The organism is Nostoc sp., from assembly GCF_036917355.1.
Taxonomy (GTDB): domain Bacteria; phylum Cyanobacteriota; class Cyanobacteriia; order Cyanobacteriales; family Nostocaceae; genus Nostoc.
The window spans coordinates 1-15,177 of record NZ_JBALDP010000001.1 but is presented as its reverse complement, the minus strand read 5'-3'; the positions used below and the strand labels follow the sequence as shown (position 1 = coordinate 15,177).

Below are 15,177 nucleotides of genomic sequence, written 5' to 3'. Positions count from 1 at the left end.
TTTAAAAACTTTCCTCTCATCGAATTAAAATATCTGCTGAAATTAATTGTAGAAAAATTTATCAGTACGGCTAGCAGAAAACCCTTGAATATGTGGCTCGAAGCCGTGGCGTGATTGATTGCATATTCACAGGAATGAAATGAGCAAGCGAGGCTGGTTATGATATGGCAATCTGTGGAAATAGGAATTGGCGCTCAGATTTATTAGGATTAGGAGTGTTTAATATTATTGGAGTGCTTGCTCATGTCATATTTTGTTCTGAAAATCACGCCTTAGCCCAGATTCCCCCTGATGGGACATTGGGTAATAACTCTTCAAAAGTCACTCGCAATGTCAATATTAAAGGTAGTACTGCTGACCGCATTGATGGTGGAGCAACTCGCGGTGCAAACCTGTTTCATAGTTTCCAGGAATTCAATGTCGGAAAATCTCAGCGAGTTTATTTTGCCAATCCCACAGGAATTAAAAATATTCTCACAAGGGTAACGGGAAGTAATATCTCCAGTATTCTTGGCACTTTGGGGGTGGATGGTGGTGCAAATTTGTTTTTGATCAATCCCAATGGCATTTTATTTGGGAAGAATGCACGGCTGGATATGGCGGGTTCGTTTGTAGCGAGTACGGCGAATTCTTTTGTGTTTAGCAATGGGTTGGAATTTAGTGCAACTAATCCTCAGACTCCTTCCCCATTACTAACAGTTAATCCTTCAGCATTGTTGTTTAATCAAATTACTGCTGCACCGATTCAAAACAACTCAGTCGCACCAGCAGGAATAGATCCCGCAGGTTTTAATGCATCTGGTTTACGAGTAGAAGATGGTAAAAGTTTGCTGCTAGTGGGCGGTAATGTCAGCATGGATGGCGGGCAGTTAAATGCTTATGGTGGGAGAGTTGAATTAGGGGGATTAGCAGCACCTGGAAATGTCAATCTTCTTTTTAATGGCGATAATCTCAGCTTGAAGTTTCCTGAGAATGTGACTCGTGCAGATGTATCACTTACCAATCAAGCGGGTGTATTTGTGACTGGGGCTGGTGGCGGTGATATTGCAGTTAATGCCCGCAATTTAGAGATTTTAGGACGAAGTGGGCTATCTGCTGGTATTGGGGAAGGTTTGGGTACACCTGAAAGTGTTGCTGGAGATATTACCCTCAAAGCTACGGAAGAAATTAAAATTGCAGGTTTTGAGAGCAATATTCGGAATTTCGTGCGCTTGGGATCAAAAGGCAATGGGGGTAACATAATTCTCGATTCTGGTTCATTCTCATTACAAGACGGCGCTCAACTTGTGACCTCAACTTATGGACTGGGGAATGCGGGGAATGTGACAGTGGGTGCAAAAAATGCTGTTTCCCTTGCAGGTAACGCTTACATCTTTAGCACGGTGGAAGCCGGATCTGTGGGTAAGGGGGGCAATATCGACATTAATGCTACTTCACTCTCACTCACTGATGGCGCTCAACTGCTAACCTTCGTTCGGGGAACTTCTGATCCTCTTCCTGCTGGGCGTGGCGATGCTGGTAATGTGAATATTGATGTCCGTGATGCTGTCACTATTAGTGGGGTTAATAACGAACGTGTCAGTGGAGTTTACACCTATGTGAACAACGGATCGATAGGCAATGCGGGTGACATCAATATCACTGCCGGGTCGCTGTCTTTAACCAATAGCGCTAAACTGGATGCCAGTATATATGGAGAGGGGAATGCCGGCAGCATATTTGTGCAGGCGTCTGACTCGGTTTCACTCGCAAATAGCAACATCCTCAGTGCTGTAGGAAATGAAGCGGAAGGCCTGGGTGGCGATATCAATATTAAAGCTAAGACACTTTCCTTAACTGATGGCAACCTAATTGCTAGTACCCTTGGACGGGGGAATGCAGGTAACATATTTGTGCAAGCCTCTGACTCGGTTTCTCTCATCAATAGCATCATTGGCAGCCCTGTACAAAATGAAGCGGTCGGCAATGGTGGTGATATTAATATTACTACTGGGGCGCTTTCTCTAAGTGATGGCGCTATGCTGTTTGCCAGCACATCTGGGCAGGGGAATGCCGGTAACATATTTGTGCAAGCTTTGGGTAGAGTCTCTCTTGCAAACAATAGCTATATCAGCAGTGGTGTAGCAAAAAAAGTAGTCGGCAGCAATGGTGGCGAGATCAATATCACCGCTGGGTCACTCTCCTTAACTAATGGCGCTTCCCTGTCTGCCAGCACATATGGACAGGGGGATGGCGGTAGTATTTTTGTGCAAGCATCGGACTCGGTTTCTCTCACAAATAGCAACATGCTCAACAGTGTAGCTAGTGGAGCAGTCGGCAATGGTGGCGATATCAATATTAAAGCTAAGACATTTTCCTTAACTGATGGAGCTGCTCTAGTTACCAGCATCCTTGGAAAAGGGAATGCAGGCAGCGTATTTGTACAGGCATCGGGTAGAGTCTCCCTTGCGAGTGGCAGCTACATCGGGAGCAATGTTATAGGAGTAGGAACGGGGGGCGATATCAATATCACAGCCGACTCGCTTTCCTTAACTGATGAAGCTGCTCTATTTACTGCCACTCTTGGACAGGGGAATGCAGGAAATGTGACGATTAAAGCTGATGGTGCAGTTTCCTTTGACGGTGCGAGGGTAATAAATGGCTTTCCTAGAGGTAGCGGAGCTTACAGCGGGGTGATAGCAGTAGCAACTCTAGGAAGTGTGGGCATTGGCAATGGTGGCGACATTAATATCACCGCAGGTTCATTTTCTCTAACCAATGGCGCTCAATTGAATACCTTCACTGGTGGACAGGGGAATGCAGGAAACGTAACTATTAAAACTGATGGTGCAGTTTTATTGGACGGTGCGGGGGAAATAAGTGGTATCTCTGTACCAAGCAGCGTTTACAGCGGGGTGGGAGGGTTCTCAGCTAGCCAGTTCTTCGAGGCTTTCGGATTTTTGGGTTTGGGATTGGTACCAGATCAAGGAATTTTGGGCAATGGCAAAGGTGGCAATATCAATATTACTGCTGGTTCACTCTCCTTGACCAATGGTGTTCAACTGGAAACTAGTACTAGTGGACAGGGAAATGCTGGTAGCGTATTTGTCCAAGCGAAAGATTCAGTTTATCTAGCAGGCAGTGGCACTGGTATCCTCAGTAATGTATTTTCTGAAGCGGTAGGCAAGGGTGGCGAGATCGATATTACCACTGGCTCACTCTTTTTGACCAATGGCGCTGCACTAATTTCGAGTACTCGTGGACAGGGGAATGCTGGTAACGTATTTGTGCAAACTAAAGATTCGGTTTCTCTGGCAGATAGTGGCACTGGTATCTTCACTACTGTAAATCGTGGAGGAGTAGGCAAGGGTGGTGATATCGACATCTCATCCCGGTCTTTTTTTGTAACGGGTGGCGCTGAACTAGCAGCTAGTACTGAAGGACGGGGAAATGCAGGAAATATTTTGGTCAATGCAACAGATTTTGTTGAACTCTCTGGAGTTGCTTCGTTCCCAGTCCTTGAAGATGGTCGTGCAGGCGGATTCTCTAGTGGGTTGTTTACGACCACCAACAAAGGAGCCAGTGGACAAGGTGGTGAACTGGGCGTTACTACTGGTATCTTACGTGTATCAGATGGGGCGGTTTTGAGCGCCCGCAGCCAAAGCAGCTCCAAGGGTGGTAATATCACTGTTAATGCTAATGTGCTTGAAGTAATAAATGGTGGGCAATTTCTTACCACTGCCTTCAACAGCGGCGATGCAGGTAACATCGCCGTCAAAGTTAAAGACCGCATCACTATTTCAGGCAGTGATTCCACGTTCAGCGATCGCTTTAACTCTGTTGCTAAAGTTTTTGGTGAGGAGCAAGCCAAGGCTACAATTGATCCTGTTCGCCCAGAAGCAGGGTTGTTTGCCAACACCGCGACTGGCTCTAGTGGAAATGGTGGTAGTATCTTCATTGACCCCATACAGTTAGCGATCGCAGATGGTGCGGGTATCGCCGTAGATAGCCAAGGAATCGGAAAGGGTGGCAGCTTACAGGTACAAGCAGGCTCTCTTACCCTCGACAATAAGGCTTTCCTCTCGGCAATAGCAAACACAGGTCAAGGTGGAGATATTGCGCTAACGGTGCAGGATCTGCTACTACTCCGTCGCAACAGTCAAATTTCCACCACTGCCGGGAATCGTAAATTCGGTGGCAATGGCGGTAACATCACCATCAATACCCCTTTCATTGTCGCCGTCCCCCAAGAAAATAGCGACATTACTGCTAATGCCTTCACTGGTCAAGGTGGTAAAGTTGACATTACAACAAACGGTATTTTCGGTGTTGTCCCGCAAAAAAGCCCAACCGAAAAGAGCGACATTACAGCGAGTTCGGAATTGGGAGTGAGTGGGCAGGTAACTATCAACAGTCCAGATACTGACCCTAGTCGCGGCTTAATTCAATTACCTTCTAACCTCGTAGATGCATCGCAACAAATCGCTCAAGGTTGCACTCCCAGAGGACGACAAAACGCCAGTCGTTTTATCTCTACAGGACGCGGTGGATTACCCCAAAGTCCTAATGAACCTTTGCGAGGACGAGCAGTGATTACTGGTTGGGTAGATTTGCCACCGCAAGCAACAGCCATGACGGACAAATCATCTACTGCATCTATGACCAAATCTACCGATCCGATTGTGGAGGCTCAAGGATGGATTGTCGATGCTAAGGGTGATGTTATTCTTGTGGCTCAATATGCACAAAGTTCTTCTATTCCCTCTGCTATTTCCTGTAGTCAATAATTCGTTACTCCAATTGGGCGAGGAATTCCGATGAAACCCAAGAGCGATCGAAACAATCAGATGCATTACCTAATTTTAAGTTTTAAAAAGTTTACTCCGATCTAGTTCAAATATCTGCTGAAATTAATTGTAGAAAAATTGATTAAGACGGCTAGCTGAAAACCCTTGAAGATGTGGCTCAAAGCTGTGGCGTAAGAAAATTGCATATTCACAGGTAGGAAATGAGCAAGCGAGGCTGGTTGTGATATGACAACCTGTAAAGATAGGAATTGGCACTCAGATTTATTAGAAGCTATTAGCATTATTGGAGTGCTTGCTCACGGCATATTTTGTTCTGAGAATCACGCCTTAGCCCAGATTACGCCTGATGGAACATTGGATAATAACTCTTCAATAATCACTCCTAATGTCAATATTAAAGGATTTCCAGCTGACCGCATTGATGGTGGAGCAATTCGCGGTGCAAACCTGTTCCATAGTTTCCAGGAATTCAATGTGGGTGAGTTGCAGCGTGTTTATTTTTCCAATCCCACAGGAATTTCCAATATTATCACACGGGTGACGGCAAGTAATATCTCCAATATTCTCGGCACATTGGGGGTGGATGGTGGCGCAAATTTGTTTTTGATCAATCCCAATGGGATTTTATTTGGGAATAATGCACGCTTAGATGTGGCGGGTTCCTTTGTAGCGAGTACGGCGAATTCTTTTGTGTTTGGCAATGGGTTGGAATTTAGTGCAACTAATCCTCAGACTCCTTCCTCATTACTAACAGTTAATCCTTCGGCTTTGCTATTCAATCAACTTCAGGCTGGCAGAATTGAAAACAGGTCAATTGCACCAGCAGGAGATAATATCTTTGGTCTACGAGTACCAGATGGTCAGAGTTTACTATTAGTGGGTGGAGAAATTGCCATCAACGAAGGTAAATTGAATGCTCCGGGTGGGCGAGTGGAATTGGCAGGAATTGCAGGTGAGGGGACAGTCGGACTGAATGTGGATGGTAATAATTTGAGTTTGATTGTTCCTGATAGTGTAGCTAAAGCCGATATCTCACTCAGTAATCAAGCCTTAGTGAGTACCAGTGGCGAAGGTGGCGGCGCTATTCAGATGTGGGGTAAACGAGTTACAGTCAATGGAGGTTCCCAGATTGAAGCCAGCACTTTAGGAGCATTACCTGGAAAAGGATTGAGTGTAAATGCTTCCGAATCAGTGCAAGTCGTTGGAGAATCACCTACTGGAATTCGCAGTGGTTTATTTGCTGAAAGTTCTGGGACAGGAGATGCAGGAGACCTGACAATTAACACCAGACAGTTACAAATCTTAGCAGGAGGCAAGATTTCATCTAGTACAACAAATGCAGGTGTGGCAGGAAATTTGACCGTGAATGCCTCAGAATTAGTGCAACTAATCGGTATTCCAGATAATCCCAATTTAGGCTCTACTGGTATATTTGCTGCATCTAATGAAGTGGGAGACGCCGGAGACATCACGATTAACGCTAGACAGTTACTCATCCAAAACGGAGCCGGAATCACAACTGATAACGAAGGTAAAGGGGTTGGAGGCAGTATAACAGTAAATGCCGAATCAGTGCAGCTAATCGGTACTGCGATTCTGCCACAGTTTCCAAATAGATGGTATCCTAGCAAAATAAGTTCTAACGCCTATGGCACAGGACCCGCAGGAAAGATTGCGATTAATACCAATCAGTTGTTAATCCAAGATGGAGCAGCGATTTCAGCTCGAACTAACGGTAGTGGGGCTGGAGGAAGTTTGACGATAAATGCCTCCCAATCAGTTAAACTGATAGGATCTGCCACTAATAGTAATAGTCTATTTCCCTTTCCCAGTAGCTTGTTGACTCAAACACAAAGTACAGGAACAGCGGGAGATTTGGTAATTAACACCAATCAGTTGATTGTCCGAGAAGGACAACTATCTGCCAGTACTTTTGCACAAGGGAATGCTGGCAATATAAATATTGAAACTGTCACGATGAATATCATTGATAGTCAAGTGGGAAGCAGTGTTTACCGTAAAGGGTTTGCAGGAAATTTGACTATTCACGCTGCCGAGTCAGTGGAAATCAGTGGAAAAATCAAATCGTTTACATCTAATCTTGAAAATCCTGCTGGCTTATTCGCTCAGGTAAACCCTAGAGGTGAGGGTCGCGGTGGCAACTTGACCATTGAGACAAAACGCTTGAGTGTCAGTCATGGAGGCAGAGTGCAAGTCGCTACTTTTGGTCAAGGAGACGCTGGTAATCTCACAATTCGTGCTTCTGAAGTAGAGGTATTTGATACACCTGTTGATAACCTCTTTGCTACAGGGATCAATGCAGGTATTGAAGTAGACGCAGATGAAAGAACAGTTATTCCACCCAGAGGCAACGGTGGCGATGTAACAATCGAAACCGATCGCTTGAGTGTGAGAGGTGGTGCAATAATATCGGTTAGAACTGCTGGAGTGGGCAATGCAGGTAGATTGCGAATTCATGCGTCGAAATCTGTGGAAGTCGTTGGAAAATCACCAAATGGTAACTTTAACAGCCAAATCAGCGCTGCGGTGAAGCCAGAAGGTACTGGTCGTGGGGGAAGTTTAAAGATTGAAACTGAGCAGATGAGTGTTCGGGATGGAGGTGAAGTCACTGTCAGTAGTACCGGAGCGGGGACGGCAGGCGACCTCGAGATCCAAGCTCGTTCTCTGAGCCTGGATAATCAAGGAGCGATCGCCGCCATAACCAGAGCCGGGAATGGTGGTAATATTACCCTGAAGTTGCAAGACTTATTATTACTACGCAATCATAGTCAAATTTCTACCACTGCCGGTAGTAGCGAATTCGGTGGCGATGGCGGTAATATCACTATTAATAGCCCTTTCATCGTCGCTGTTCCCAAAGAAAATAACGATATCAGCGCTAACGCTTTCTCTGGAACTGGTGGTAGAGTTGACATTACAACAAACGGTATTTTCGGTATTCTCCCGCAAAAACGCCCAACCAAAAACAGTGACATTACAGCGAGTTCGGAATTGGGGGTGAGCGGGGAAGTAACTATCAACAGTCCAGATACTGACCCTAGTCGCGGCTTAACTCAACTACCTTCCAACCTCGTGGATGCATCTCAACAAATTGCCCAAGGTTGCACTCCCAGAAGAGGACAAAATGCCAGTCGTTTTATCGCCACCGGACGCGGTGGATTACCCCAAAGTCCTAATGAACCGTTGCAAGGACGAGCAGTGATTACTGGTTGGGTAGATTTGCCCTCACAAGTAACAGCCATGACGGACAAATCATCTACTGCATCTATGACCAAATCTACCGATCCGATTGTGGAGGCTCAAGGATGGATCGTTGATGGTAACGGTAATATTATGCTTGTGGCTCAATCTGGGCAAAGTTATTCTATTCCCTCTGCCATGTCTTGTAGTCAATGATTGGTTATTCCAATGGGAGAGGAATTTCTATTTATCTAAGTATTTCTTCAGAAAAGTTATTACTTTTCATTACTCTTAGCAGAATAAAATTAGGCCAAAGCATTAAAGCGAATCGCTAAAGCGATGACACAGCTTAAAATACCCATCATCACAATCACTATACAAACTAACCTTGATTCAACAATTGCTGTTTCTGTGGGGATGGGAATTGCGATCGCAGCTTTTTGGGCAAATTGTGCTTCTGCCCAAATTACTCCCGATGCCACTCTACCTAATAATTCCACCATCAAACTAGAAGGGAACACCAGAATTATTGAAGGAGGAACCAGAGCGGGTGGCAATTTGTTCCACAGCTTTGGGGAGTTTTCCGTTCCCACTGGAAGCACTGCTTTCTTTAATAATGCTCTTGACATTCAGAATATCATTAGCAGGGTAACGGGTAAGTCAGTTTCTAACATTGATGGGTTAATTCGCACTAATGGTATAGCTAACCTATTTCTGATTAATCCGTCGGGGATTATTTTTGGTAAAAATGCCTCACTGAACATTGGTGGTTCTTTTGTGGCGACTACTGCCAATGCGATACAGTTTAGCAATCAAAGTTTTTTCAGTGCTGACAATCCAAATAGTCCTGCATTATTGACAGTCAATCCTTCAGCTTTTCTATTCAATCAAATTGCTGCTGCGCCGATTCAAAATAACTCAGTCGCACCAGCAGGATTAAATCAGTCCGGCTTTAATGTCTTTGGTCTACGTGTAGTAGATGGTCGAAGTTTGCTGCTAGTGGGTGGCAACATCAGCATGGATGGTGGAAGGTTAAATGCTTTTGGTGGGAGGGTTGAGTTAGGAGGATTGGCGGGTGCAGGAACAGTTAATTTAAATAATATAGATGGTAGTAATTTGAGTTTGAATCTTCCTGAAGATATAGCATGGGCAGATGTATCACTGAGCGACGGAGCCAACGTAAATGTCTCTGCTGACAAGGGGGGAAGTATCGCCATCAACGCCCGAAACATAGAGGTTTTGGGAGCAAGTTGGCTACTAGCTGGAATAGCACCAGGGTTAGGTTCTGCAAGTAGTCAGGCAGGAGATTTAACGCTGAATGCCACAGGCACGATTCGAGGTGGGCAGGCTAGCAGAATTTTAAATATCGTAAACTCTAATGGTAAAGGTAGTGCTGGCAACCTTAACATCATCGCAGATTCACTATTTTTAACTGATGGCACCCAATTGTCTGCCAGCGTTTTTGGACAAGGGAATGCAGGTAATATTTCCATTCAAGCTGAAGATATCTCTTTTGATGGAGTGGATAATAATGGTTTTTCTAGTGGTGCATTTAGTGCTGTAGAACCAGGTGCAACAGGAAAAGGAAGCACTATCAGTATTACAAGTGGATCGCTGGCTTTAACTAATGGCGCTCGATTGAATTCGGGCAACGGTGGTAACATTAGTGTAACAACTGGGTCACTCTCCCTAACCAATGGCGCTCGAGTGTCTGCTAGCACTCGTGACCGAGGAGATACAGGCAATATCTTTATTGATGCTAGAAATAATATCGTCTTGGATGGAGTAGAAGGTAATAACTTTTTCAGTGGAGTATTTAATGAGGTCTTACGTGGATCTGTTGGTAATGGAGGCAGCATTAGTGTGGCAACTAAGTCACTATTGGCAAGTAATGGCGCTAGATTAACCGCTAGTACCTCTGGTCTAGGAAATGCAGGTAATGTGTTGATTGATGCCCGTGATACTGTCTCACTTGATGGTCGTGGTACAGGTGTTTTCAGTAATGTGACAAATAGGGGTAATGGTGGGAATGTTACCATCATTACCGGAACGCTATCTGTCACCAATAACGCTCAACTGAGTACAAGTACCTTCTTCAAAGGCGATGCAGGCAATATCAGTATTGACGCTCGTAATCGAATCTCTTTTGATGGCAGAGATACAGGTGCTTTCAGCAGAGTCGAAAAACCCGGCGAAGGTAATGCTGGGAAAGTCAATATTACTACCAATGGCTCGCTGTTTGTCACTAATAGTGCTCAATTGAGTGCGGACGTTCTTGGGCGTGGGAATGCAGGCAATGTGACGATTAAGGCTCAGGATCGTGTCTCTTTTGATGGAGTAAACAGCGTTGTTTCTAGCGCAGTCAGACCTGGAGCAGAAGAAGGCAAGGGTGGGAATGTGACTGGGAATGTGACTATCACTGCCAGGGCTGTTTCTGTTACCAATGGGGCACAAATAGTCGCAAACACTCAAGGAGGAGGGGATGCTGGCAGTATAACGATAAACGCCCGTGATACAGTCTCTTTTGATGGAGTAGACAGCGTTGCTTCTAGCGCAGTCAGACCTGGAGCAGAAAAAGGCAAGGGTGGGAATGTGACTATCACTGCCAGGGCTGTTTCTGTTACCAATGGGGCACGAATACTCGCAAACACTCAAGGACGAGGGGATGCTGGCAGTATAACGATAAACGCCCATGATACAGTCTCTTTTGAAGGAGTCAGTGATGACGGGCAGCGTAGCAGTGCTGCTATCACCGCAGTTCAAAAAGGAGCAGAGGGCAACGCTGGGGACATCACTATTAATACTGACTCACTATATATCACTAATGGAGCTAGATTAGTGAGCATCGCTGAAGGTCAAGGGAATGCAGGCAGCGTCACAATTAACGCCCGTGATGCTGTTTATTTCAGTGGAATAGGTAGTAATGGATATTCCAGTAGTATATTCAGCAACTTAGCATCTGGACTAGCGGGCAAGAGTGGGGATATCATTATTACTACCGGATCGCTGTCTGCAACAGATGGGGCTTTCCTAACAGTCAGTACTACAGGACAAGAAGGTGCAGGAAATGTGAGGATTGAGGCTCGCAATACCGTCTCCTTCGGCAAAGACGCTTTATTGTCTGCTAGTACCTTTGGGCAAGGAAATGCAGGCAGTGTGACGATTAAAGCTAAAGAGCGCTTTTCCTTGACAAACAATGCGAATGTCGCCACCGTAGTTTACCCTGGAGCATCGGGTAATGCTGGGGACATTACCGTCACCACGGGGTCACTATCGATCGCCGATGGAGCAAGATTAACTACCACTACTGAGGGACAAGGTAATGCGGGTAGTGTCAACATTAATGCAAGCGATCGCGTCTCTTTAAGTGGAAGTAATACAGGTATCTTCAGTAGAGTGTTACCTGGAGCAGTTGGCAAGGGTGGCAATATTACTATTATTACTGAATCGCTGTCTGTGAAGGATGAAGCTCAACTAACTGCTAGCAACATTGGACAGGGGACAGCAGGTGATATAGGAGTTACAGCCAGTTTGATTTTTCTTAACAATAAAGGCAGTATTCAAGCTACGACTGCCTCAGGCAATGGCGGCAGTATCGACTTGAATGTGCGGGACTTATTACTCTTGCGTCGAGACAGTCAAATCTCCACTACTGCGGGCACTACACAAGGTGGTGGTGATGGCGGTAATATCATTATCAATAACCTCCCAAATTACCGAGGCTTTGTCGTTGCCGTCCCCAATGAAAATAGCGATATCACTGCCAACGCTTTCGAGGGTAGCGGCGGGAAAGTTATTATCAACTCTACTGGCATCTTTGGGCTACAGCCGCGCAGTCGGGAAGAGCTTGAGCAGCAGTTGCAAACAACCGACCCGAAAAAGCTAAATCCTAATCAGTTACCAACAAGTGATATCACTGCCATCTCCCAAACCAACCCTTCCTTAAATGGTGAGATAAATCTCAACACACCTGATACTGACCCCAGTCGTGGCTTAATTCAACTACCCTCTAACCTCGTGGATGCATCCCAACAAATTGCCCAAGATTGCACACCCAGAAGAGGACAAAACGCTAGTCGTTTTATCGCTACAGGACGCGGTGGACTACCCCAAAGTCCTAATGAACCGTTGCGGGGACGAGCAGTGATTACTGGTTGGGTAGATTTGCCCGCACAAGTAACACACACAGTTACCAATACATCATCTACTGCATCTATGACCAAATCTACCGATCCGATTGTGGAGGCTCAAAGATGGATAGTTGATGGTAACGGTGATATTATACTTGTGGCTCGACCTGTGCAAAGTTCTTTTAGTCCTTCTGCCATGTCCTGTAGTCAATGATTCGTTATTCCGAAAGTCGGGGGAGGAATTACGATGAAACTCAAGAGTCATAAAAATAATCAGTGGCAACGGATATGTAATGGATGTAATTTTAAAATCCATAACTTGCCTGTTTTCATGCTCTTGGTTTTGGTGACAGCTTTTTTATGCGTTACTGCTTTTCCTGTTGCTGCAACTTTAGAGACACAACATATCGCAATTGGGGTGTCAATCCAAAATCCGACTGCACAAACACAAGACTTGCTGCAACAGGGTAAAGTGCTGTATGAGGCAGGACAATTTGCAGAAGCGGTTAAAGTTTTACAACAAGCAGTTAAAAGTTTTGGCAGCCAAGGCAATGAATTGCAGCAAGCTGTAGCATTAAGTAATTTGGCGTTGGCATATCAAAAACTGGGTAATTTACCACCAGCACAACAAGCAATTACAGATAGCTTGAAGTTGCTCGAAAAATCTTCTAATTCCCAAAATCTTCAGGTTTTGGCTCCAATCCAAGATATTCAAGGTAGTATTCAACTAGACTTAGGACAAGCTGAACAGGCACTCAACACCTGGCAACGTGCCCAAGCGAACTATAAGCAATTAGGCGATCGCAATGGTACGATCCGCGATCGCATCAATCAAGCTCAAGCATGGCAAGTTTTGGGATTTTACCGTCGGGGTTTGACAATCTTGACTCAATTGCAACAGGAGTTACAATCAAAACCTAATTCAGTCAGTAAAGCAGTAGAATTACGGTCTTTTGGGAATGCTCTGCAATTAGCCGGAGATTTGAATCAATCCCGTCAGGTATTACAGCAAAGTTTGTCAATTGCCCAAAAATTGGATTCTCCCCAAGATGTCAGCGCGGCTTTATTCAGTTTAGGCAACACGGCACAAGTACAGCAGGATTTTAAGGGTGCAATAGAGTTCTATCAGCAAGCTGCTGCGATCGCTCCTAACTCGATTAGCAAAGTTCAGGCTCAAGTTAATCAGTTGAATTTACTAGTGAACACGGGACAAACAGCCGCCGTGCAGACATTATTGCCGCAAATCCAAACTCAACTGACACAACTACCTGCTTCTGTAACAACTATTTATGCACAGATTAATCTAGCTCAAAGCTTAATGAAATTCGGGACTACACCCGAAGCGATCGCTCAAATCTGCGCGCGAGCCTTGCAACAAGCTGAAGATTTAGCAGATAAACGAGCCGAGAGCTTTACCCTTGGGACTCTGGGCAGTGTATACGAACAAACTAAACAATGGTCAATAGCCCAGAACCTCACTCAACAGGCACTGAACATAGCCCAAACAATCAATGCCCCAGATATCGCTTATCGTTGGCATTGGCAGTTAGGACGCTTGTTAAAACAGCAAAAAGAGATTGAGGGCGCTATTGCCAGCTATGATACTGCGATCGGTGAGTTGCAGACTCTCCGTAGTGACTTAGTGGCTGTGAATCGAGATGTCCAGTTTTCCTTTAAAGAAAGTGTAGAACCTGTATATCGAGAGTCTGTAGAATTATTGTTGCAGTTTCAGCAAACTCATCCGAGCGAATCAACCCTAGACAAAGCTAGACAGAGGATTGAAGCACTGCAACTAGCCGAATTAGACGACTTTTTCCGAGAAGCTTGCATTAATGCCAAAACTGTTTTGCTTGACACAGTGGTAGATAAAGATAATCCCACAGCCGCAATTATTTATCCAATTATTCTGCCCGATCAACTGCAAGTGATTGTCAAAATTCCTAAACAACCACTGCGTAATTATACAGTAAATAAGCCCCAGAATGAGGTAGAAGGTACTATAAAAAAACTCAGAGAGTATCTATTAGAACCCGATCGGAATGAGGAAGTGCAAGCGTTATCACAGGAAGTCTATGGGTGGTTAATCAAAGAAATTGAGTCAGATTTAAAAGATAGTGGTGTCAAAACCCTTGTATTTGTACTGGATGGAATATTACGAAATGTGCCAATGGCCATATTGTATGACGGTCAGCAATATCTGGTAGAAAAATACTCTGTAGCACTCAGCTTAGGACTCCAGTTACTCGCACTCAAACCCTTGACACAAACAAAACTCAATGTACTAGCTGCCGGGTTAGTGCAACCACCACAAGGCTTTCAACAGCAGTTTCCACCGCTACCAGAAATTAAATCAGAATTCGACTCTATTTCCCAAGCGATCGCCTCTACCACCCAGTTACTAGATCGAGACTTCAACAGCAAAAACCTAGAGAGTAAGGTAAATACTGTACCATTTAATGTGTTACATCTGGCAACTCACGGTCAATTTAGTTCCAATGCTGAGAATACTTTTATACTTGCAGATGATGGACCGATCAACGTTACGCAATTTGATAGCCTACTGCGCCGTCGGGATCAAACTCGCTCAGAAGCTTTGGAAATGCTGGTGTTAAGTGCTTGCCAAACCGCTACTGGTGACAATCGCGCCACGCTAGGGCTAGCGGGAGCATCCGTGAAAGCCGGTGCCCGTAGTACCTTGGCTTCACTATGGCATATCAGTGATAAATCTACTGCGATCTTAATCGGTGAATTTTATCGTGAGTTAGTTAAAAATGAGGTGACAAAGGCTGAAGCCTTGCGTCGTGCCCAAGTAAAGTTGTTAAAAGATTATCCCAATTACAGTCGTCCTGGTTACTGGGCACCTTATGTTTTAGTTGGTAACTGGCTTTGACAAATTCTATCCACTGATATCATGTCTGCTTGATTGCTTATTAAACCCGAAGAACCCCACCCCGCCAAAGCTACGCTTTGTCTCCCCTCCCCGCTTGCGGGGAGCAGGGTGGTTTCATACAAAGAAAGAAAAAACTCTATCGAGTTGGTTGGAGAGTGCGCGTTGTGCT

At 45.0% G+C, this 15,177-nt stretch carries 4 protein-coding genes; all 4 read left to right on the top strand.

All coding sequences use genetic code 11. From position 1 onward, the window contains the following. The first annotated feature begins 164 nt into the window (after positions 1 to 164). The 4 genes from V7K53_RS00020 (at position 165) to V7K53_RS00005 (ending at position 15,008) form a co-directional block, all read left to right on the top strand. Entirely contained in the window at positions 165 to 4,766 is a 4,602-nt protein-coding gene (locus tag V7K53_RS00020; protein WP_335195667.1) for a two-partner secretion domain-containing protein, read from the top strand. A gap of 246 nt (positions 4,767 to 5,012) precedes the next feature. Continuing rightward, positions 5,013 to 8,204: an S-layer family protein gene (locus V7K53_RS00015; protein ID WP_335195666.1), complete on the top strand. Its 3,192-nt coding sequence runs from the start codon at positions 5,013 to 5,015 to the stop codon at positions 8,202 to 8,204. Between the two features lie 123 nt (positions 8,205 to 8,327). After that, complete coding sequence (locus V7K53_RS00010) at positions 8,328 to 12,332, top strand: two-partner secretion domain-containing protein (protein WP_335195665.1); 4,005 nt, start codon at positions 8,328 to 8,330, stop codon at positions 12,330 to 12,332. Between the two features lie 117 nt (positions 12,333 to 12,449). Next, the gene (locus V7K53_RS00005) at positions 12,450 to 15,008 is read left to right on the top strand and encodes a CHAT domain-containing protein (protein WP_335195731.1); all 2,559 of its coding nucleotides are present in this window, start codon (positions 12,450 to 12,452) and stop codon (positions 15,006 to 15,008) included. Positions 15,009 to 15,177 lie beyond the last annotated feature (169 nt).